The organism is Pantoea sp. CFCC18179, from assembly GCF_059412405.1.
In genome coordinates this window covers 17,181-38,156 of the sequence record NZ_JBNBPM010000011.1, presented here as the reverse complement: position 1 = coordinate 38,156, position 20,976 = coordinate 17,181, and the positions used below count along the sequence as shown (strand labels likewise).

Sequence of the window (20,976 nt, the reverse complement as noted above, 5' to 3'; positions counted from 1 at the left end):
CATTTATGGTGACCAATAAAAAAGGCGGCTAATCAGCCGCCTTTTCTGCATCTAAAACGCTAACTTACGCGTTTTTCGCTGCTGCTGCCGCTTTAACGATCACAGCGAAAGCGTCGGCTTTCAATGATGCACCGCCAACCAGCGCGCCATCGATATCTGGCTGGGTGAACAGCTCAGCGGCGTTTTTGTCGTTCACAGAACCGCCGTACTGAATGATCACTTGCTGCGCGATAGCCGCATCTTTCTTCGCGATGTGGTCACGAATGAATTTGTGCACCGCTTGTGCCTGTGCTGGAGTGGCTGATTTGCCGGTACCGATCGCCCAAACTGGCTCGTAAGCGATTACCGCGCCTTCGAACGCCGCTGCGCCTTGAGTTTCCAGCACGGCGTCGATCTGACGTGCGCACACTTCTTCGGTTTTGCCTGCTTCGTTTTCTGCGTCGGTTTCACCGATGCACAGCACTGGCACCAAGCCCGCTTCTTTCACTACCGCGAATTTCTTCGCGATGAACTCGTCGCTCTCTTTGTGGTAAGTACGACGCTCAGAGTGGCCGATGATGATGTATTTCGCGCCGACGTCTTTCAGCATGTCTGCGGAAGTTTCGCCAGTGAATGCGCCAGACAGATTAACGTCAACGTTCTGAGCACCCAGAATAATGTGGCTACCGGAAATGGCGTGTTTTGCCTGATCAAGATAGATCGCTGGCGGTGCAATCGCGACGCCGCAACCATCAACACCAGACAGCTCTTTGCGCAGGCCTTCAATCAGCTCTTTAGTGAGCTTTTGGCTGCCATTCAGTTTCCAGTTACCCATAACCAGTGGATGTCGCATTCTTTCCTCCGCATAACGCGATTCATGAAATAGCGCTGCCATCGGGCAGCGATGTCTGCGAGACAGTATAGAGATCAAATCTGTTGCTGGCTTTGCTTTTCGTCATTTTTGCCGGTGCGATCAGGGTGTCGCCAGCGCCAGTTTTATCGGCTCAACCGCGAAGGTTAACCCCTTGTCACCGTTGTCGGCGACCACGAAACGCAGGGCACCTTCGGTGCGGGCAAAATAACGTGCGCCTTTGCCAGCGCTGAGCAGTGAATCGAGCTTTTTACGCCCATCTTCGGCGGATAAGCCAGGAATGAAGAAGCGCAGCAAGGCTGTCATATAATCCATGGCGCGCGCCTGTGCGGCTTTCATATCGGGGCCGGGAACCGGCAGCCAGGTGATTTGCAGCGTTTTGATTTTACCGGTGCCTTGCTCCAGCGCGGTGGAGGCGTACAGCGTTTCGCTGATTTTGCTGGCGGCACGCGTCAGATTGCTTTTATCGTCGCGATTATCAATGGCGCGATATTCCTGCAACGGCGCATCGGGATTGGCGGCATTGTACTTTTCACGGAACTGAGCCACGGTCATATCGAAGGTTGGCGCACCGGCCAGCAGATAGGGCGCAGCGGGCAGATGATCGCTACGATCTAATGCAGGTGCATCCTCCGCCCAGGCGGGAAATGTCAGCGCGAGGCCAAGCAGCAGCGCGGCTGGCAGGTTCTTCATTGCTTCGGCCCTAAATCATTCACTTAGCCCACGATTAGAACGGTTTTTACCGGGGAAAGTCAAAACCCGCACTGGGAAAAATCCCACATTGTCGGTTCCACTCGGTTTACCAGTAATGTTCGCTGGTCATGTGGCCGGGTTTACGTTTGAAATGCTTACGCATCTCACGCGTGTCTTTCAGCAGTTGCTGGGTATCGCGCACCATTTGTGGGTTGCCGCACAGCATGACGTGACTGGTTTCCGCCGTCATCGGTAAACCTACCGCGCGCTCCAGCTCACCGCTTTCAATTAATTGTGGCACACGACCATGCAGCGACCCGGCGATCTCTTCGCGGCTCACCACGGTTTGAATGTGCAACTTACCGGCGTAGCGTTGCTGCAACTGCTGCATTAAGGGCAGAAAACTCAGGTCATCGGCGAAACGCGCGGCATGCACCAGCACGATGTTATCGAAACGCTCCAGATCTTTGCCTTGTTGCAGAATCGATAAATATGGCCCGATGGCGGTGCCGGTTGCCAACATCCACAACGTTTTGCAGTCGGGGATTTCGTCGAGCACAAAGAATCCAGCTGCCTCTTTGGTCACCATCACTTGTTCGCCGGGCTGCAACGCCTGCAAGCGTGGGCTGAGTTTGCCTTCCGGTACGGTGACCAGATAAAACTCCAGCAGCGAATCCTGCGGCGCGTTGACGTAGGAGTAAGCGCGCTGCACGCGTTCGCCATCAATTTCCAGCGCCAGCTTGGCAAATTGGCCGGCGGTAAAGGTATCAATTGGCGCTTCCACGCGCAGGCTGAACAGCGCATCGGTCCAGTTTTTGACTTCTTTTACTTCCGCATTGATCCACTCAGCCATGTCAGCTCCTCAAGTTAATAACTCATCTATATCATTATCATTGCGATCGCTTAAACGGATTACCAGCCTTGCGTCCGGTAAAGGGCTCTCAGCGACAAACCCAGCGCACAGATCAGCAACTGTAGCTTGCGGTTTACAATCTGGTGTCACAGCTTGACGGCTAAGCTTTGACAGCTTTCGCACCGCCTCTCGATTTGTCACGCAATCCTGATATTTTTGCCGCCATAAATCCGAGGTGGCCTTTTTTGTGCTGCTTATTCTTTGTTTCTCAGGCAGACATTTTGTTCCATGTTGATAAGTAAAACGCAAAATCGCTTTCTATTATTCATGCTGATCGTGCTGGTGGCGGTCGGGCAGATGGCACAAACCATCTACGTCCCGGCGATGGCCAATATGGCGGAAACGCTCAACGTGCGCAGCGGCGCGATCCAGCAGGTGATGGCTGCATACTTGATGACTTACGGCGGATCGCAGCTGATCTACGGCCCGCTCTCGGACAGCTTTGGCCGTCGTCCGGTGATTCTTATCGGCATGACGATCTTTACTGTTGGCGCGTTGATCGCCATGTTCGCGCCATCGCTGGATATATTGGTGCTCGGCAGCGCGGTTCAAGGTTTAGGCACCGGCGTGGCGGGCGTGATGGCGCGCACCATGCCACGTGATCTCTACTCTGGCATTGCGTTGCGTCAGGCCAACAGTTTGCTCAACATGGGCATTTTAGTCAGCCCGCTGCTGGCGCCGGTGATTGGCGCGCTGCTGACGCATCTGTTTGGCTGGCACGCCTGTTTCGCCTTCTTGCTGCTGCTGTGCGTTGGCGTTACCGCTTCGATGGCGCGCTGGCTGCCAGAAACGCGCCCGACAGATACTCCTGCCACGCCGTTTCTGCGTCGTTACGCCACGTTATTAAGTGATGGCAACTTCGTGCGCTACTTGCTGCTGCTGATTGGTGCGCTGGCGGGCATTGCGGTATTCGAAGCCAGCTGTGGCGTGCTAATGGGCGGCGTGTTGGGGTTGGATGGGTTAACCGTCAGCATTCTGTTCATCTTGCCGATTCCGGCGGCGTTCTTTGGCGCGTGGTTTGCCGGACGCGAGCAGAAATCCTGGCACACGCTGATGTGGTATGGCGTGAACAGTTGTTTGCTGGCGGGATTGTTGATGTGGGTTCCGGCGTGGTTTGGCGTGATGAACATCTGGACTTTGCTGGTGCCCGCCGCGCTGTTCTTCTTCGGCGCAGGCATGTTGTTCCCGCTGGCAACGTCTGGCGCGATGGAGCCGTATGCGTGGCTGGCCGGTAGCGCCGGTGCGCTGATTGGTGGTTTGCAGAATCTCGGTTCGGGCGTGGTGGCGTGGCTATCTGCGCTGTTGCCGCAGCATGATCAATCCAGCCTGGGCATGTTGATGTTTGTTACTTCGCTGGTGATGTTGCTGTGCTGGTGGCCGCTCTCACGTCATCCGGAGAGCGGCAAGCAGGCGATTACAGGATAAATTGATGCAACGCCGCGTCTTTGCGATCCAGATAGTGGATTGACTGGATGCGGCGAATGGTGCGCGATTTGCCGCGCACCAGCAGCGTTTCCGTCGTTGCGATATTGCCGTTGCGCGTGATGCCTTTCAGCAAATCACCGGTGGTAATGCCAGTGGCAGCAAAGATCACGTTATCGTTGCGCGCCATTTGTTCCAGCTTCAGCACCTGCCCGGCTTCAATGCCCATTTCAGCGCAGCGTTGCAGTTCATTCTCGCCTAAACGACGATTCTCTTCCGTATCACCTTTAACGTGATGACGTGCCAGTAAACGAGCTTGCATGTCGCCGTCCATTGCACGAATCACCGCCGCTGACACCACGCCTTCCGGCGCGCCGCCAATGCCGTACATCACATCCACTTCGCTATCCGGCATGCAGGTCAGAATCGAGGCCGCGACATCGCCATCCGGGAAGCTGAACACGCGCACGCCGAGCTGTTGCAGTTGCGCAATCACCGCATCGTGACGCGGCTTAGCGAGGATTGAAACCGTCAGCTGGCTGAGCGGTTTGCCCAGCGCCAGCGCGATGTTTTTTAGATTGATGTCGAGCGGCAGATTGAGATCGATAGCACCGCGTGCGCCGGGACCAACAATCAGCTTTTCCATATACATATCAGGTGCGTGCAGGAAACTGCCTTTATCACCAACCGCCAGCACCGCCAGCGCATTGGCCTGGCCCATCGCCGTCATGCGCGTGCCTTCAATCGGATCCACGGCGATATCCACCGCATCGCCTTGGCCGGTTCCGACTTTCTCACCGATATACAGCATCGGCGCTTCGTCGATTTCGCCTTCGCCGATCACAATCTGGCCGTCGATATCGATGGTGTTGAGCATAATGCGCATGGCGTGAACGGCAGCGCCGTCGGCCGCATTTTTATCGCCGCGTCCTAACCAGTGATAGCCCGCTAATGCAGCGGCTTCGGTCACACGGGAAAATTCAATCGCGAGTTCTCGTTTCATGGTGGCACCTGATAAAAAACAGGCAGGCAGTTTAACACAGCGGGGGAGAGTGGCAGGGGAAAAACCCGCGGCAGGGCGCCGCGGGTCAGCAGGATGTTACTCTTCGTCTTCCCACGCTTTGGCGCGAGCAACCGCTTTCTTCCAGCCAGCGTAACGCACGTTACGTTCGGTGGTTTCGATGCTTGGACGGAACTCGCGTTCAATCACTGCTTTGGCGCGCACTTCATCCAAATCGCTCCAGAAACCAACCGCCAGACCCGCCAGATACGCGGCACCCAACGCGGTGACTTCACGCACTTCCGGACGCTCAACGCGCGTGCCGAGAATGTCAGACTGGAACTGCATCAGGAAGTTGTTGGCAACCGCACCGCCATCCACGCGCAGTGATTGCAGGCGCGTACCCGCATCGTTCTGCATCGCTTCCAGCACGTCGCGCGTCTGGTATGCGATTGATTCCAGCGTGGCACGGATGATGTGGTTAGCATTGGCACCGCGCGTCAGGCCGAAGATGGCGCCACGTGCATACGGATCCCAATATGGCGCACCCAAACCGGTGAAGGCTGGCACCATGTAGACGCCGTTGGTGTCTTTCACTTTCAGCGCGAAGTACTCAGAATCAGTGGAATCGCTGATCAGCTTCATCTCATCACGCAGCCACTGAATCGACGCACCACCGATGAATACCGCACCTTCCAGCGCATAGTTCACTTCACCGCGTGGACCGCAAGCGATGGTGGTCAGCAGGCCGTGGGTTGAGGTGACCGCTTCGGTACCGGTGTTCATCAGCATGAAGCAGCCGGTGCCGTAGGTGTTTTTCGCCATGCCAGGTTGTACGCACAGCTGGCCATACAGCGCCGCTTGCTGGTCACCGGCGATACCGGCGATGGGAATACGCGTACCGCCTTTACCACCAATGTTGGTTTGGCCGTACACTTCTGAAGAACCTTTCACTTCCGGCAGCATTTCGCGCGGAATATCCAGGATCTCCAGCATGCGATCGTCCCACTCCAGCTTGTGGATGTTGTACATCATGGTACGTGAGGCGTTGGTGTGATCGGTAACATGTACACGTCCTTGCGTCATTTTCCAAATCAGCCAGGTATCAACAGTACCGAACAGCAGCTCGCCGCGTTTTGCACGCTCACGCGCGCCTTCCACGTTGTCGAGAATCCACTTCACTTTGGTACCGGAGAAGTACGGGTTAATCACCAAACCGGTGGTGTGCTGGATGTACTCTTCCAGACCTTCTTTCTTCAGCTTGTTGCAGTAATCGGCGGTGCGTGGATCTTGCCAAACGATGGCGTTGTAAACCGGCTTGCCGGTCTCTTTATCCCACACGATGGCGGTTTCACGCTGGTTGGTGATACCAATCGCCGCGATTTGATCCGAGTTAATGTCGGCATGGGCCAGCACTTCAACTAACGTTGAGCTTTGTGACGCCCAAATATCCATTGGATCATGTTCAACCCAACCCGCTTTCGGGTAGATCTGGGTAAATTCGCGCTGAGAAACCGCAACGATGTTGGCATCATGATCAAGCACGACGGCGCGTGAGCTGGTGGTACCTTGATCGAGTGCAACTATATATTTTTTATCAGTAGTCATTGTGCTTTCCTGATGTGGTATCGATGAAACTTAGGCTTTACGCTGCTGCTGTGCACGCGCAACCGGTTTTTCTGCTGTGTTGGTTTCCGCTACGACATTAACTGGCAGATGGCGGCCAATCAGTGAACGGTAACCGAAGGCTCCGAGGCAAGCACCGACCAGCGGGCCAAAAATCGGAACCAGGAAGTAAGGAATATCTTTGCCGCCGGTGAAGGCTACGTTGCCCCAACCTGCAAGGAACGCGAACAGTTTTGGACCGAAGTCACGCGCCGGGTTAAGGGCGAAGCCGGTCAGTGGACCCATTGAGCCACCAATAATCGCCACCAGCAGACCAATTAACAGCGGTGCTAACGGACCACGCGGTACGCCGTTGCCGTCGTCGGTCAGCGCCATGATTACTGCCATCAGCACTGCGGTAATCACCATCTCAACCAGGAACGCCTGCGGAACGCTGATGTGTGGGTTCGGGTAGGTAGAGAAGATACCGGCCAGATCGATGCTTTCCACACTGCCGCGCACCATCTGGTGAGCTGCTTCATAATCAAAGAACAAATTGTAGTAGAGACCGTAGACCAGCGCGGCAGCGCAGAACGCGCCGGCAACCTGCGCCAGAATATAAGGAATAACTTTACGACCTTCAAAATTGGCGAACAGGCACAGCGCGACGGTGACTGCTGGGTTAAGATGCGCGCCTGAAACACCGGCACTGAGATAGACAGCCATGGATACTGCTAAACCCCAGATGATACAAATTTCCCACTGACCGAATGCCGCACCGGCCAGTTTCAGTGCAGCCACGCAGCCTGCACCAAAAAAGATGATCAAACCGGTGCCGAGGAATTCGGCGATGCATTGACCTTTAAGTGTGTTCGTTGTCTGACTCATAATGGAATTCCTGAAGCGAGGTTAAATTTTATCAGTTGTTGTTCTCATCCATGAGTCGCCCAGCCTTCATTGTAGGGTTGATGTGAATTTATCGTTAACGAGCATAAACGAGAAATAGCGAAATTGAAAATTGTGTGCTGCGTCATAAAAATGCGCGTTTTCGCGTATTTTGCGTTTCTTTAGCTCCGATTTGTCTCGCTACGACCGCTTCAGTTTCGTGAGCGCAGCCACAAATGCGCGAAGGTGCGCATTTTTTTAGGCATAAGCTGAAAAGTGTTACAGACTGACCGCTCAAGCCTTGTGCCGCTGGACTTGCTGGGTTTGGCTACATACAATCGAGTCATCGTGGCTGAGCGCACCATATTAAGGCAAGCGCTCGCCCTATCAACGCCTTGCAAGATTTAGGAGAGGTCAGAAAGATGTCATTTGAAGTGTTCGAGAAACTGGAAGCGAAAGTACAGCAGGCGATTGATACCATCACGCTGCTGCAGATGGAAATTGAAGAGCTGAAAGAGCAAAACAATACGCTGAAGAACGAAGTCAGCCAGGCTTCCGGCAACCAGGATGCGCTGGTGCGTGAAAATCAGCATCTGAAAGAAGAGCAGCACGTTTGGCAGGATCGTCTGCGTGCACTGCTGGGAAAAATGGAAGAGGTTTAAGCGTAATAGCTTGAACCGACGGGTGCCGCGGCACCCGTTTTTGTTGCGGCTTACTCGATGTCGAGTGCGTCTTCAGACAGGATGATGCCAGTATTATCGGCATACAGATGGTCACCAGAGAAGAAGGTTACGCCGCCAAAGTTAACGCGCACGTCACTTTCGCCAATCCCTTCGCCTGCTGCGCCTACCGGAATCGCCGCAATCGCCTGAATGCCGATTTCCAGTTCTTCAAGGTCGTCAACTTGACGCACCGAACCGTAAATCACCAAACCTTCCCACTCATTTTGCGCTGCCAGACTCGCCAGCTGCGCATCGACTAATGCACGACGTACTGAGCCGCCGCCATCAACCAGCAACACGCGACCGCGACCGTTCTCTTCCAGCAAATCGTAGAGTAAGCCGTTGTCTTCGAAACATTTCACTGTGGTGATTTGACCACCGAATGAGCTGCGCCCACCAAAGTTCGAAAAAAGCGGTTCAACAACGTTCACAGCTTCGTGGTAGATGTCACAGAGTTCAGATGTATCGTATTTCATGAGGGTATCGTCTGTTTGCCACAGGAGCGCTAAGTATATCGCTTTCTGGCGATTGTTGGCAAAATCATCAACCGGCAAAAAAAGCGCTGCATCAATATCCTGCGTAAAAAAAAGCCCAGCACAAAGGCTGGGCAGATATTTTGCAGCAGTGCTTACAGAATGAAGCGGCTGAGATCTTCGTCGGCCACCAACTCATCCAGATGCTTACCAACGTACTCGGCGTCGATGGTGATCGACTCGCCGTTACGATCGCTGGCGTCGTAGGAGATATCTTCCATCAGGCGCTCCAGCACGGTATGCAGACGACGCGCACCGATGTTCTCGGTGGTTTCGTTAACCTGCCACGCGGCTTCCGCGATACGGCGCACCGCATCTTCGGTGAACTCGATATTCACGCCTTCAGTGCCCATCAGCGCCTTGTACTGCACGGTAACCGACGCATTTGGCTCAGTTAGGATGCGCTCGAAATCGTTAACGGTTAGCGCTTGCAGCTCAACGCGGATCGGCAGACGACCTTGCAGTTCTGGAATCAGATCGGAAGGGCTGGCAACCTGGAACGCACCGGAAGCGATAAACAGAATGTGGTCAGTTTTCACCATGCCGTGCTTGGTGGAAACCGTGCAACCTTCAACCAGTGGCAGAAGGTCGCGCTGTACGCCTTCGCGTGACACATCTGGGCCGCCGGCATTTTGGCCGCCGCGCTTACAGATTTTGTCGATCTCATCGATGAACACGATGCCGTGTTGCTCAACCGCATCAATCGCGTCCTGCTTCAGCTCTTCAGGATTCACCAGCTTAGCGGCTTCTTCTTCAATCAGCAGCTTCATAGCTTCTTTGATTTTCAGCTTACGCGGCTTCTGCTTCTGTCCACCGAGGTTCTGGAACATCGATTGCAACTGGCTGGTCATCTCTTCCATGCCCGGAGGCGCCATGATTTCAACGCCCGCCGAGGTTGCCGCCAGATCGATCTCAATTTCTTTATCGTCTAGCTGGCCTTCGCGCAGCTTCTTACGGAATGACTGGCGTGCCGCTGAAGGTTCAGCGTTGTGCTCAGCCTGGCCCCAGTTATTTTTCGCCGGTGGGATCAGCACATCGAGAATGCGCTCTTCCGCCATCTCTTCAGCGCGGTATTTGTTCTTCTCGATTGCCTGGCTGCGAACCATTTTGATCGCAGAATCGGTCAGATCGCGAATGATGGAATCGACCTCTTTACCGACGTAACCGACTTCGGTGAATTTGGTCGCTTCCACTTTGATGAATGGCGCATTTGCCAGCTTCGCCAGACGACGGGCGATTTCGGTTTTACCGACGCCGGTTGGGCCAATCATCAGGATGTTTTTCGGCGTGACTTCGTGACGCAGCTCTTCGTCGAGCTGCATGCGGCGCCAGCGGTTACGCAGAGCGATCGCGACCGCCTTCTTTGCGCCGTCTTGGCCGATAATAAAGCGGTTAAGCTCGCTGACAATCTCGCGGGGAGTCATCTCAGACATGATGTTTAGTCCTTAGCCTTAGACGGTAATGCTTCGAAGTTAATATTGTGGTTGGTGTAGATACAGATATCGCCGGCGATGTTCAGCGCCTTCTCAACGATATCGTGCGCACCAATGTCGGTGTTTTCCAGCAACGCGCGTGCCGCTGCCTGGGCGTAAGGCCCACCAGAACCGATAGCAATCAGGTCATTTTCCGGCTGGATAACATCGCCGTTGCCGCTGATGATTAATGAGGAGTTTTCGTCAGCCACCGCCAACAGCGCTTCAAGGCGACGTAGCATGCGATCGGTACGCCAATCTTTGGCCAGTTCGACCGCCGCTTTCACCAGGTGACCTTGGTGCATTTCCAGCTTGCGCTCGAACAATTCAAACAGGGTGAAGGCATCTGCGGTGCCGCCAGCAAAACCGGCGATCACTTTATCGTTGTAAAGACGACGGACTTTTTTAACGTTGCCTTTCATTACGGTATTGCCGAGCGTAGCCTGGCCATCACCGCCAATCACTACCTGGCCGTTGCGTCGTACACTTACTATTGTTGTCACGGGCAGACCCCTTGTTGCAGTAGAAAAGGAACTCCGCGCACTCGGCGCGGAGTATCATGCAACCAGATATGGGGTGGGATTGAGGAGTTTCAACCCCTAATTATTTAAGGTAAGGCGAGAGGAATGCAGCTGCCGTGGCCGGAGCTGTGCAAACGTTTGACGGTGCTATCCGCGCTGCTGCGATCTTTGAACGGCCCAATCACCACGCGATTCCAGCCTCCGCCGGTGGTAATGCGGCTCTCAAATCCTTCAAATGCCAGACCTGCACGCACAGATTCTGCCTGATCGGTGCCTTTAAACGAACCACACTGCACCATCCAGCGTTGCGAAGCAGCTTTCTCTTCAGGCTTCGCTTTGGCCGTTTCCTGCGGTTTTGGCTGCGGCGTCGGTTCACGGGTGATCGGCGCAGCTTGCTGCTGTTGTTGCTGGCGAGCGGCTTGCTGTTGCTGCAACTGCTGTTGGCGCTGCTGCTGTTGCTGACGTTGCAACTGCTGCTGCTGAAGTTGTTGCTGCTGTTGTTGCACCTGCTGACGCTGCAACGTGACCTGACGCTGCGCCGGCGTTTGTTCGTTCCACGGCACTTCATTCAATTGCGTTGGCTGCTGGCGCATATCGGCCTGCATCTGCTCCAGCAACTGGCGCTGTTCATCGGTCAACTGGGTTTGTGACTGCACGTTACCACCCGCGGAAGGTTCGGTCGGCGACGGCACGGTAATTTGGCGATTTTCCAGCTCTTTGATGTACTTCCAGCGCTCTTCCGGCTTCGGCGGCAAGCCGTTTCCGGTGGCTTTATGATTGGGAACCACTTCAATCTCTTCTTTTTTATGGTGCGAGATGAACCATAAACCACCGGCAAAGGTGACCAGCACGGCGACGGCCAATACCATCATGAGTTTTGAAGTGCCTGAGCCGCCTTTGCTTTTCTTGCTGCGGCTGGCCGGTTTTTTGCGACGCGTCCCTGTTGAACGCCCGCGGCCTACATAATCTTTCTGTGCCACTTTCGTTCTGCTACCCTTCAAAAAAATGCCAATGGGCATGTAAATGTGCTGTTAATCGCCCGGCAATGAGTGCGCCATGTTACGCAAGGGCTGGAACTTTGACCAGCAGAGTCTGCCTTCAGAATCCGCTGAAAAAGATGACAGCGAAGGTTATTTTTCGCGTTTTGCTGCCGGTGCAGTGCTGCCGCGCACGCGTAATTCGGCGTCCAGTAGGCGCGAACCGTTGTTAACGCGTTTGCCCTGCAACTCATCCAGCAGCAACAGCATCGCTTCACGACCAATGGCAAAACGCGGCTGCGCCACGGTGGTCAGCGGCGGATCGTAGTATTGCGCCAGTTCGATATCATCAAAGCCGACAACCGACAAATCCTGCGGAATACGCATGCCGAGTTTGCGCGCCTGATTCATCGCACCCAGCGCCATCAAATCGCTGTGGCAGAAAATCGCTTTCGGCGGCTGCGGCAAACTCATCAACTGTTTCAACGCATTAGCGCCCGCTTCAAAGGTAAAATCGCCGTGCACAATCATTGTAGGATCAATGGCGATATTGCTGCGGCGTAGCGCCTGAATATAGCCCTGCAAGCGATATTGGCTCAGCGGGATGTGTTCCGGCCCGGTGATGCAGGCGATTTGGCGATGGCCGAGTTGCAGCAAATGATTCACGGCTTCAAACGCGGCGGTCAGATTATCGATGTGCACGGTTGGCAACGCCATTTCCGGTGCAAATTCGTTGCCCATCACCATTGGCGGCAGATTGCGTTGATCTTCAATCCCGGCTTCAAACGGCAGTTGCGAACCCAACAGCACCATGCCGTCAATTTGGCGTGTCAGCATTAAATTAAGGAAGGTTTTTTCCTGTTGGTTCTGATGCGCGCAATCGCCAATTAACACCAAATAACCTTCACGCGCCGCGGTAACTTCCACGCCACGAATGATCTCACTGAAGAACGGATCGCAGATGTCCGGCACAATCACCAGAATGGTTTGCGTTTCGCCGCGCTTAGCGTTGCGCGCCAAACCGTGCGGTGCGTAACCGACGTCAATGACCGCTTTTTCTACTTTGAGCCGGGTAGCGGCTGAGACTTTTTCTGGATTCATCAACGCACGTGAAACCGTCGCGGTGGAAACGCCGGCTTGCTCGGCCACATCTTTCATGGTGGCGGTGGTTGAGGGTTGCTTCTGGTCCAACGTATAACTCCTGACGCGGTACAGCGCATTGATTTTCAGACATTGCCGGGCTTCAACCGGGACGGCACTATTGTTAACCCAAGGTAGCGCCGGGTTGTTACTTAATTTGCATAAAAATTGTGACTTGTGCGACTTTTTTCGATCTGCCTCGCAGATGTGGCGCGGCTTAGCTCTCGGTGGGATCGATATCCAGCGTCCATTTCACTTTGCGCGCGGCGGGCAAGGTGGAAATCAGCGGCAGCGATCCGCTCAGCAACTGTTGCAGACGTTTGCGCGACGGATGCTGCAATAACAGTTGCCAACGCCAGCGCCCGCTGCGTTTTGGTGCCAACGCCGGAACCGGCCCCATCAACCACATCGCTTCATCTTTTAATGGGCTCGCTTCCAGCAAATTACGCAGTTGAGTCAGGAACTCGGCGGCTTGCTGATTATCCATATCCTCGGCGCGGAACAGCGCGTGGCTGGTCCACGGCGGCAACTGCACCGATTGGCGCTCTAATAAGGTCTGATCGGCAAAGGCGAAATAGCCGCGATGCAGCAAAGTTTGCAGCAGCGGATGTTCGGGATGATGGGTTTGCAGCAACACCTCACCTTGTTTGCCTGCGCGACCGGCGCGGCCCGCGACTTGCGTATACAACTGCGCAAAACGCTCGGCAGCGCGGAAATCAGCCGAGAACAACGCGCCATCGACATCTAATAGCGAGACCAGCGTGACATCCGGGAAATGGTGGCCTTTCGCCAGCATCTGCGTGCCGACCAAAATGCGCGCGCCGCCGCGATGCACATCAGCCAGATGTGCTTCCAGCGCGCCTTTGCGGCTGGTGGTATCACGATCGATGCGTGAAATCGGCACGCCGGGGAATAGCGTGCCGAGCTGCTGCTCCAACTGCTCGGTGCCGACGCCAACCGGCATCAAATGTGTCGAGCCGCAGCTCGGACATTGATTAGGTAGTGGGCGCTGGCTATCGCAATGGTGGCAGCGCAACTGGCGATGATTCTGGTGCAGCGTGTAATAGCTGTCGCAGCGCTGACACTCCGCCAGCCAGCCGCAATCGTGGCACATCAACGCCGGAGAGAAGCCGCGCCGATTGAGGAACAGCAATACCTGATTATCGGCCTGCAAATGCTGGCGCATTTTGCCGAGTAGTGCGGGTGCTAATCCGCCTTTCAGCTGTTGGCCTTTGAGATCGATCAGCTGCTGCAACGCCGGTTTGGCATTACCGGCGCGTTTGGTGAGATTGAGTTGACGATATTTGCCGACGCGCACGTTGTGCAGGGTTTCCAGCGCAGGCGTTGCAGAACCCATCACAATCGGAATGTCCTCTTCGTGGGCGCGAAACACCGCCAGATCGCGCGCCTGATAGCGCCAGCCTTCCTGCTGTTTATAGGAGCTGTCGTGCTCTTCATCAATAATGATCACGCCCGGACGCGCTAATGGCGTGAATAACGCCGAACGCGTGCCGATGACAATCGCGGTTTCGCCACTGCGCGCGCGCAGCCAAACGGCGAGGCGTTCGCTGTCATTTAAGGCTGAATGCAGCACATCGATCGGTGCATCGAAACGTTCGCGAAAGCGGGCGATGGTTTGTGGCGTTAGGCCGATTTCCGGCACCAACACCAACGCTTGTTTGCCGCGCGCCAGCACATTCTCTAGCACGCTAAGATAGACTTCGGTTTTACCTGAACCGGTAATGCCTGCCAGCAGCCACGCAGCATAATGATCGTCTTCGCTGCGCATCGCGCCAACTGCCATCGCCTGATCGGTATTCAAGCGCAGGCGATCACCTTTCACCGCAAAAGTGCTGCGCCAGTCGTGCATCTGCGGCGCATGTTCACGCAAATCGCACAAGCCTTTGGCACGCAATGCTTGCAGCGCGGCGTCAGTAAAATCGTGCTCGCTGACTTGATGACGATACAACGGCCGCTGACGTAGCATCGCCAGCGCTTGCTGTTGTTTTGGCGCACGCTTTAGGCTTTCCATCGCCACTTCGCGGCCCGCTTCATTAATCACCCATTGCCAAAGCGGGGCTTCCTGCGCCGGTTTACCTTGACGCAACAGCACCGGCAGCGCATGACTCAGCACTTCACCCAACGGTGAATGATAATAGTTGGCCGCCCAATGCAGAATGCGCCACAGCGCAGGTGAGAACAGACTTTGCTCGTCGAGCACACTGTCAATTTGCTTGAGCTGGGTGAGCGGCAGATCGCTGGTTTCGCGCGTGCCAACCACAATGCCAATCATTTTACGATTGCCGAACGGCACATTCACGCGCGCACCCGCCACCGGCTGCGGCCCATCAGCGGGCAACAGATAGTCAAACAGGCGAGGCAGCGGAACGGGCAGGGCAACCTGAACAACGGGCATGTGAATCTCTATCCGGTTCTGAATTAAGGAGAAGTAGTGTACACGCTGCTGCGATGAGCGGGTATACACGCGAGCTATTTGCGGGATCTGGTTAATTTCTGTATACTATGCCGCCTTCGATGAGATCGCTCGTCGGAGCATACACTTAATGTTCAACCGCGTGTGGTGCTGTGCAGGCTGAGCCTGGCACGGAGAGCGACACGGCCTTTTATGAGGTTCTCCCATGAAACAAGGTATTCACCCTAAGTACGAAGCAGTAACCATGACTTGCTCTTGCGGTAACGTGATCAACACCCGTTCAACCATGACTTCTGGTCTGAACCTGGACGTGTGCGGCAAATGCCACCCGTTCTACACTGGTAAGCAACGTGTTGCTGATACCGGTGGCCGTGTAGATCGCTTCAACAAGCGTTTCAGCGTGCCAGCAAGCAAGAAATAAGATTTTTAGCGGCTGGATCACTATGATTCGGTAGCAAAAAAAACCCAGCTTCGGCTGGGTTTTTTTGTTTCTGGCTTCAGTATTCCCAGGTATCGGGATCGATGCCCATTTCACGCATTATCTGTTTCGCTTCTTCCGGAATCTCATCGCTACGTTCTTTACGCAGATCGACATCGTTCGGCAGAGGCTGCCCGGTGAAAGCATGCAAAAAGGCTTCACACAGCAGTTCGCTGTTGGTGGCGTGACGCAGATTATTGACCTGACGGCGGGTGCGCTCATCCGTTAAAATCTTCAGCACTTTCAGCGGGATAGAAACTGTGATTTTCTTAACCTGCTCGCTCTTCTTGCCATGTTCAGCGTAAGGGCTGATATATTCGCCGTTCCATTCAGCCATGGGTTACCTTAATCAATAAAAGTTGAATATGGGGAAATCCGTTGATTATGCCCGATTTTTCGATGCCTGACCCCTGAAACTGTAGGTTTTATGCTTGCGCATCGCTTCTTATTGAAAAGCGCGCTGAACACCAGGCGATGACGGACAATTTTAGCGGTTATTGACAGTTTGCTCAATCTATACGCAAAGACATTTAGATGTCCAGATGTATTGACGTCTATGAACTGAATGCTATTCTGTTGCCTCTTATTTATTCTTCAGGAACAGTAAGCACCATGACGCGCAAACAGGCAACCATCGCAGTACGCAGCGGTTTGAATGATGACGAGCAATATGGCTGCGTTGTCCCGCCGATTCATCTCTCCAGTACCTATAACTTCCTCGACTTCAATGAACCGCGTGCGCATGACTATTCGCGTCGCGGCAATCCGACGCGTGATGTAGTGCAACGCGCGCTGGCTGAGCTGGAAGGCGGTGCTGGCGCGGTATTAACCAATACCGGGATGTCGGCGATTCACCTGGTGACCACCGTGTTCCTGAAGCCGGGCGATTTGCTGGTCGCGCCGCACGATTGTTACGGCGGCAGCTATCGCCTGTTCGACAGCCTGAGCAAGCGCGGCGCGTATCGCGTTAAGTTTGTGGATCAAGGTGATAAAGCGGCGCTGGATGCCGCATTAGCCGAGAAACCGAAACTGGTGCTGGTAGAAAGCCCAAGCAATCCTTTACTGCGTGTGGTGGATATCGCCAGCATTTGTGCCGCCGCACGTGCGGCCGGGGCGATTAGCGTGGTGGACAACACCTTCCTCAGCCCGGCATTGCAAAACCCGCTGGCGCTGGGCGCTGATCTGGTGGTGCACTCCTGCACCAAATACCTCAATGGTCACTCCGATGTGGTGGCAGGCGCGGTGATTTCGAAAGATGCGGCGATGGCGACTGAGATGGCATGGTGGGCGAATAATATTGGTGTAACCGGCGCAGCGTTTGATAGCTACCTGCTGCTGCGCGGTTTACGCACGCTGTCACCGCGTATTGCCGCCGCACAACGCAATGCATTGGCGATTGTTGATTACCTGAAGCAACAACCGCTGGTGAAAAAACTGTATCATCCTTCTCTGCCGGAAAACGCCGGTCATGAGTTTGCGAAACGCCAACAGCGCGGCTTTGGCGCAATGCTGAGTTTCGAGATCGATGCCGATGAAGCGCGTCTGCGCCGCTTCCTGAAAGCATTGCAACTGTTCACGCTGGCCGAATCACTCGGCGGCGTTGAGAGTTTGATTTCGCATACCGCAACCATGACGCATGCCGGCATGTCTGCGGAAGCTCGCGCGGCAGCGGGAATTTCGGAAACACTGCTGCGTATTTCTGTTGGGATTGAAGATCACGAAGATTTAATCGCCGATCTGGATAATGCATTCCGGATCGCAGCCGAGGAGTAAGCATGACGAGTTCAGTGGGCGCGGGAACGCCGATTAAGCAGTTGCATAAATTTGGTGGCAGTAGCCTGGCCGACGCACGTTGCTATCAGCGCGTGGCCAGCATCATGGCGGATTACAGTCAGCCAGGCGACTTAATGGTGGTCTCTGCCGCAGGCAGCACCACTAACCAGTTGATTAGCTGGCTCAAGTTAAGCCAAAGCGATCGCTTATCTGCCCATCAGGTGCAACAAGCTTTACGCCGTTTTCACAGCGAGTTGATCGCTTCGCTGTTGCCTGCTGAATATGCCGAAACGCTGACAGCTTCCTTTATACGTGATCTGGAACGTCTGGCGGCGCTGCTCGACGGCACCATCACCGACGCGGTTTACGCAGAAGTGGTGGGGCACGGTGAGATCTGGTCGGCGCGTTTGATGGCGGCGGTATTGAGCCAGCGCGAAATCGAAGCTGCGTGGCTGGATGCGCGTGACTTCTTGCGTGCTGAGCGCGCAGCGCAACCGCAGGTGGATGAAGGTAAATCCTGGCCACTGTTGCAGGCGCTGCTGGCACAACATCCGCATAAGCGTTTGGTGGTGACCGGATTTATCAGTCGCAGCGAAGCCGGTGAAACCGTGCTGCTGGGGCGTAATGGTTCGGACTACTCGGCGACGCAAATCGGTGCGCTGGCAGGCGTGGGTCGCGTCACCATTTGGAGCGACGTGGCGGGCGTGTACAGCGCCGATCCGCGCAAAGTTTCCGATGCCTGTTTGCTGCCGCTGCTGCGTCTGGATGAAGCCAGCGAATTGGCGCGTCTGGCCGCGCCGGTGCTGCACACGCGCACGTTGCAGCCGGTTTCCAACAGCGACATCGATTTACAACTGCGTTGCAGTTATCAACCGGAGCAAGGTTCAACGCGCATTGAGCGCGTGCTGGCTTCCGGCACCGGCGCTCGTATCGTCACCAGCCACGATGATGTGTGTTTGGTGGAGATCAAAATCCCGGAGAATCACGATTTCAAAACCCAGCAGAAAGAGATCGATCTACTGCTGAAGCGCGCGCAGCTGCGTCCATTGGCGATTGGTGTGCACCCGGATCGCCGCCTGCTGCAACTCTGCTACACCTCCGAAGTGGTGAATAGCGCGTTTAACTTGTTGCAGGACGCCGCTTTGCCGGGGCATTTACAACTGCGCGATGGTTTAGCGCTGGTGGCATTGGTGGGTGCAGGCGTGACGCGCAACCCGCTGCACAGCCATCGCTTCTGGCAGCAAATCAAAGATCAGCCGGTCGAGTTCGTTTGGCAATCTGAAGAACACATCAGCATCGTGGCGGTGCTGCGCGTTGGCCCAACGCAACATTTGATTCAGGGACTGCATCAGTCGCTGTTCCGCGCGGAAAAACGCATCGGTTTGATGCTGTTCGGCAAAGGTAATATCGGTTCGCGCTGGCTGGAGCTGTTTGCGCGCGAACAGGAATCGCTGTCGGCGCGTACCGGTTTTGAGTTTGTGCTGGCGGGCGTAGCGGACAGCAGCCGTAGCTTGCTGAGCTACGAAGGCCTTGAAGCCAGCCGCGCGTTAGCCTTCTTCGACGACGAAGCAGTGGAGCGCGATGAAGAGTCGCTGTTCTTGTGGATGCGAGCGCATCCGTTCGACGATTTAGTGGTGCTGGATGTTACTGCCAGCGAGCAGTTGGCGCAGCAATATCACGATTTCGCCAGTCACGGTTTCCACGTGATCAGCGCCAATAAAGTCGCGGGCGCGGCGAGCGGTCAAAACTGGCGTCAGGTGCGCGATGCATTTGCCAAAACCGGTCGTCACTGGCTGTACAACGCCACCGTTGGCGCGGGTTTGCCGGTCAATCATACGGTGCGCGATCTGCGTGAAAGCGGTGACAGCATTCTGGCGATCAGTGGCATCTTCTCTGGCACGCTTTCCTGGCTGTTCCTGCAATTTGATGGCACCGTGCCGTTCAGCGAATTGGTCGATCAAGCCTGGCAACAAGGCTTAACCGAACCCGATCCGCGTGTGGATTTGTCCGGTCAGGATGTGATGCGCAAGCTGGTGATTTTGGCGCGTGAAGCCGGTTACGACATCGAGCCGGATCAGGTGCGGGTGGAATCGCTGGTGCCGTCAGTGTGCGAAGGGGAATCCATCGATCACTTCTTCGAGAATGCTGACGAGCTGAATGAGCAGATGCTGCAACGTTTGGAAGCCGCGCAGGAGATGGGCTTGGTGCTGCGTTACGTGGCGCGTTTCGACGCCAACGGCAAAGCGCGCGTGGGTGTGGAAGCGGTGCGCCCTGAACATCCGCTGGCGTCGTTGCTGCCGTGCGATAACGTGTTCGCCATCGAAAGCCGCTGGTATCGCGATAATCCGTTGGTGATTCGCGGACCGGGCGCGGGACGTGATGTTACCGCGGGCGCGCTGCAATCTGACATTAATCGCCTCGCACAATTGCTGTAATCTTTAGCGGGCGGCCAGATGGTCGCCCCAACTCCCTAATTCCTTCGTCTCCTTCCATTTATAATGAAACGCTTTCACCTGGTTTGAATATTTGTCACGGCTGTTCATTAATTTTAAGTTGACGCTACGCGGAGAATCGTTCATTTTGTGCATCTGGACGTCTAAACGTATGGATGTTCACGAGCCGCAAAATAATCGATATGTGATGACGAGGTAATTAGGATGAGTTTCTTTCACGCCAATCAGCGCGAAGCGTTGAACCAGAGCCTGGCTGAGCTGAACGGGCAAATTAATGTCTCTTTTGAGTTTTTCCCGCCACGTACCAGCGAAATGGAAGAAACCCTGTGGAGCTCGATTGATCGATTGAGCAGCCTGAAACCGAAATTCGTCTCCGTCACTTACGGCGCTAACTCGGGTGAACGCGATCGCACGCATAGCATCATCAAAGGCATTAAAGATCGCACCGGTTTGGAAGCGGCTCCGCATTTGACCTGTATCGATGCCACGCCAGATGAGTTACGTACCATCGCCAAAGATTATTGGGACAGCGGCATTCGTCATATCGTGGCGCTGCGCGGCGATTTACCGCCAGGCAGCGGCAAGCCAGAAATGTACGGTTCCGATCTGGTTGAATTGCTGAAAGGCGTCGGCGATTTCGATATCTCGGTGGCGGCGTACCCTGAAGTGCATCCTGAAGCCAAAAGTGCCCAGGCCGATCTGATTAACCTGAAGCGCAAAGTGGATGCCGGTGCTAACCGCGCTATCACCCAATTCTTCTTCGACGTTGAAAGCTATCTGCGCTTCCGCGATCGCTGCGTGTCAGCTGGTATCGACGTTGAAATTGTGCCGGGCATTCTGCCAGTCTCAAACTTCAAGCAGTTGCAACGTTTTGCCACCATGACCAACGTGCGTGTGCCGGGCTGGATGAGCGCGATGTTTGAAGGTCTGGATAACGATCCGGAAACGCGCAAAATGGTCGGCGCCAGCGTGGCGATGGATATGGTGAAAATCCTGTCACGCGAAGGGGTGAAAGATTTCCATTTCTATACACTGAACCGCGCCGAGCTGAGCTACGCCATTTGTCATACGCTGGGTGTGCGCCCGGCGGTGATTGGTTAATCTT

The 20,976-nt window shown here is 55.0% G+C and carries 19 protein-coding genes; 6 read left to right on the top strand and 13 right to left on the bottom strand.

Annotated features, from left to right (window positions below; genetic code table 11):
* Positions 1-64: 64 nt before the first annotated feature.
* From tpiA to fpr, 3 genes are all read right to left on the bottom strand, one after another.
* Complete coding sequence (gene tpiA, locus ACPUC7_RS18545; RefSeq protein ID WP_343554537.1) at positions 65-832, bottom strand: triose-phosphate isomerase; 768 nt, start codon at positions 830-832, stop codon at positions 65-67.
* A gap of 120 nt (positions 833-952) precedes the next feature.
* Positions 953-1,543 carry a YiiQ family protein gene (locus tag ACPUC7_RS18540; RefSeq protein ID WP_494924000.1) on the bottom strand — a complete coding sequence of 197 codons (591 nt, stop codon included), beginning with the start codon at positions 1,541-1,543 and terminating at the stop codon, positions 953-955.
* Positions 1,544-1,649: 106 nt separating this feature from the next.
* Positions 1,650-2,396: a ferredoxin--NADP(+) reductase gene (fpr, locus tag ACPUC7_RS18535; protein ID WP_343554535.1), complete on the bottom strand. Its 747-nt coding sequence runs from the start codon at positions 2,394-2,396 to the stop codon at positions 1,650-1,652.
* A 288-nt stretch (positions 2,397-2,684) separates the two neighbouring features.
* Here fpr and emrD point away from each other — a divergent pair, with 288 nt between their 5' ends.
* Positions 2,685-3,881, top strand: a complete 1,197-nt coding sequence (gene emrD, locus ACPUC7_RS18530) for a multidrug efflux MFS transporter EmrD (RefSeq protein ID WP_494923999.1) — start codon at positions 2,685-2,687, stop codon at positions 3,879-3,881.
* On the opposite strand, the gene glpX is transcribed toward emrD, so the two are convergent.
* The 3 genes from glpX to ACPUC7_RS18515 form a co-directional block, all read right to left on the bottom strand.
* On the bottom strand, positions 3,871-4,881 hold the full coding sequence (glpX, locus tag ACPUC7_RS18525; protein WP_494923998.1) for a class II fructose-bisphosphatase: 1,011 nt from the start codon (positions 4,879-4,881) through the stop codon (positions 3,871-3,873). The two genes, emrD and glpX, sit on opposite strands and share 11 nt — an antisense overlap.
* 96 nt (positions 4,882-4,977) lie before the next feature.
* Positions 4,978-6,486 carry a glycerol kinase GlpK gene (gene glpK, locus ACPUC7_RS18520; protein ID WP_343554717.1) on the bottom strand — a complete coding sequence of 503 codons (1,509 nt, stop codon included), beginning with the start codon at positions 6,484-6,486 and terminating at the stop codon, positions 4,978-4,980.
* A 30-nt stretch (positions 6,487-6,516) separates the two neighbouring features.
* On the bottom strand, positions 6,517-7,371 hold the full coding sequence (locus ACPUC7_RS18515) for an MIP/aquaporin family protein (RefSeq protein ID WP_494923997.1): 855 nt from the start codon (positions 7,369-7,371) through the stop codon (positions 6,517-6,519).
* 419 nt (positions 7,372-7,790) lie between these two features.
* Between ACPUC7_RS18515 and zapB the strand changes: the two genes are divergently transcribed.
* On the top strand, positions 7,791-8,030 hold the full coding sequence (gene zapB, locus ACPUC7_RS18510; protein WP_007885384.1) for a cell division protein ZapB: 240 nt from the start codon (positions 7,791-7,793) through the stop codon (positions 8,028-8,030).
* Between the two features lie 50 nt (positions 8,031-8,080).
* Here zapB and rraA read toward each other — a convergent pair whose 3' ends face one another.
* From rraA to priA, 6 genes are all read right to left on the bottom strand, one after another.
* Positions 8,081-8,566 (bottom strand): ribonuclease E activity regulator RraA, encoded by a 486-nt coding sequence (rraA, locus tag ACPUC7_RS18505; RefSeq protein ID WP_343554715.1) that lies wholly within the window; start codon positions 8,564-8,566, stop codon positions 8,081-8,083.
* Between the two features lie 152 nt (positions 8,567-8,718).
* A complete protein-coding gene (hslU, locus tag ACPUC7_RS18500; protein WP_343554714.1) occupies positions 8,719-10,056 on the bottom strand; it encodes an ATP-dependent protease ATPase subunit HslU in 1,338 nt (445 codons plus the stop codon).
* Positions 10,057-10,061: 5 nt separating this feature from the next.
* Positions 10,062-10,598 carry an ATP-dependent protease subunit HslV gene (hslV, locus tag ACPUC7_RS18495; protein ID WP_008109674.1) on the bottom strand — a complete coding sequence of 179 codons (537 nt, stop codon included), beginning with the start codon at positions 10,596-10,598 and terminating at the stop codon, positions 10,062-10,064.
* Positions 10,599-10,702: 104 nt separating this feature from the next.
* Positions 10,703-11,596, bottom strand: coding sequence for a cell division protein FtsN (gene ftsN, locus ACPUC7_RS18490; RefSeq protein WP_494923996.1), 894 nt, complete (start codon positions 11,594-11,596; stop codon positions 10,703-10,705).
* A gap of 150 nt (positions 11,597-11,746) precedes the next feature.
* Positions 11,747-12,784, bottom strand: a complete 1,038-nt coding sequence (gene cytR / locus ACPUC7_RS18485; RefSeq protein ID WP_343554712.1) for a DNA-binding transcriptional regulator CytR — start codon at positions 12,782-12,784, stop codon at positions 11,747-11,749.
* A 166-nt stretch (positions 12,785-12,950) separates the two neighbouring features.
* Positions 12,951-15,149, bottom strand: coding sequence for a primosomal protein N' (priA, locus tag ACPUC7_RS18480; RefSeq protein WP_494923995.1), 2,199 nt, complete (start codon positions 15,147-15,149; stop codon positions 12,951-12,953).
* A 223-nt stretch (positions 15,150-15,372) separates the two neighbouring features.
* Here priA and rpmE point away from each other — a divergent pair, with 223 nt between their 5' ends.
* Positions 15,373-15,588, top strand: a complete 216-nt coding sequence (rpmE, locus tag ACPUC7_RS18475; protein WP_343554710.1) for a 50S ribosomal protein L31 — start codon at positions 15,373-15,375, stop codon at positions 15,586-15,588.
* A 76-nt stretch (positions 15,589-15,664) separates the two neighbouring features.
* Here rpmE and metJ read toward each other — a convergent pair whose 3' ends face one another.
* Complete coding sequence (gene metJ / locus ACPUC7_RS18470) at positions 15,665-15,982, bottom strand: met regulon transcriptional regulator MetJ (protein ID WP_034823729.1); 318 nt, start codon at positions 15,980-15,982, stop codon at positions 15,665-15,667.
* Between the two features lie 275 nt (positions 15,983-16,257).
* On the opposite strand from metJ, the gene metB reads away from it, so the two are divergent.
* The 3 genes from metB to metF all read left to right on the top strand — a co-directional run bounded on the left by metB (position 16,258) and on the right by metF (position 20,972).
* Positions 16,258-17,418: a cystathionine gamma-synthase gene (metB, locus tag ACPUC7_RS18465; protein ID WP_494923994.1), complete on the top strand. Its 1,161-nt coding sequence runs from the start codon at positions 16,258-16,260 to the stop codon at positions 17,416-17,418.
* Between the two features lie 2 nt (positions 17,419-17,420).
* Positions 17,421-19,853 carry a bifunctional aspartate kinase/homoserine dehydrogenase II gene (locus tag ACPUC7_RS18460; RefSeq protein ID WP_494923993.1) on the top strand — a complete coding sequence of 811 codons (2,433 nt, stop codon included), beginning with the start codon at positions 17,421-17,423 and terminating at the stop codon, positions 19,851-19,853.
* 222 nt (positions 19,854-20,075) lie between these two features.
* Positions 20,076-20,972, top strand: a complete 897-nt coding sequence (metF, locus tag ACPUC7_RS18455) for a methylenetetrahydrofolate reductase (RefSeq protein ID WP_343554784.1) — start codon at positions 20,076-20,078, stop codon at positions 20,970-20,972.
* The last annotated feature ends 4 nt before the right edge of the window (positions 20,973-20,976 follow it).

Bases quoted from the DNA above. Each gene is read 5' to 3' on its own strand.
- rraA (WP_343554715.1), bottom strand. From the start codon at position 8,566: ATGAAATACGATACATCTGAACTCTGTGACATCTACCACGAAGCTGTG.
- priA (WP_494923995.1), bottom strand. From the start codon at position 15,149: ATGCCCGTTGTTCAGGTTGCCCTGCCCGTTCCGCTGCCTCGCCTGTTT.
- zapB (WP_007885384.1), top strand. From the start codon at position 7,791: ATGTCATTTGAAGTGTTCGAGAAACTGGAAGCGAAAGTACAGCAGGCG.
- emrD (WP_494923999.1), top strand. From the start codon at position 2,685: ATGTTGATAAGTAAAACGCAAAATCGCTTTCTATTATTCATGCTGATC.
- metB (WP_494923994.1), top strand. From the start codon at position 16,258: ATGACGCGCAAACAGGCAACCATCGCAGTACGCAGCGGTTTGAATGAT.
- rpmE (WP_343554710.1), top strand. From the start codon at position 15,373: ATGAAACAAGGTATTCACCCTAAGTACGAAGCAGTAACCATGACTTGC.
- tpiA (WP_343554537.1), bottom strand. From the start codon at position 832: ATGCGACATCCACTGGTTATGGGTAACTGGAAACTGAATGGCAGCCAA.
- metF (WP_343554784.1), top strand. From the start codon at position 20,076: ATGAGTTTCTTTCACGCCAATCAGCGCGAAGCGTTGAACCAGAGCCTG.
- hslU (WP_343554714.1), bottom strand. From the start codon at position 10,056: ATGTCTGAGATGACTCCCCGCGAGATTGTCAGCGAGCTTAACCGCTTT.
- metJ (WP_034823729.1), bottom strand. From the start codon at position 15,982: ATGGCTGAATGGAACGGCGAATATATCAGCCCTTACGCTGAACATGGC.
- ACPUC7_RS18515 (WP_494923997.1), bottom strand. From the start codon at position 7,371: ATGAGTCAGACAACGAACACACTTAAAGGTCAATGCATCGCCGAATTC.
- ACPUC7_RS18540 (WP_494924000.1), bottom strand. From the start codon at position 1,543: ATGAAGAACCTGCCAGCCGCGCTGCTGCTTGGCCTCGCGCTGACATTT.
- fpr (WP_343554535.1), bottom strand. From the start codon at position 2,396: ATGGCTGAGTGGATCAATGCGGAAGTAAAAGAAGTCAAAAACTGGACC.
- glpX (WP_494923998.1), bottom strand. From the start codon at position 4,881: ATGAAACGAGAACTCGCGATTGAATTTTCCCGTGTGACCGAAGCCGCT.
- glpK (WP_343554717.1), bottom strand. From the start codon at position 6,486: ATGACTACTGATAAAAAATATATAGTTGCACTCGATCAAGGTACCACC.
- ACPUC7_RS18460 (WP_494923993.1), top strand. From the start codon at position 17,421: ATGACGAGTTCAGTGGGCGCGGGAACGCCGATTAAGCAGTTGCATAAA.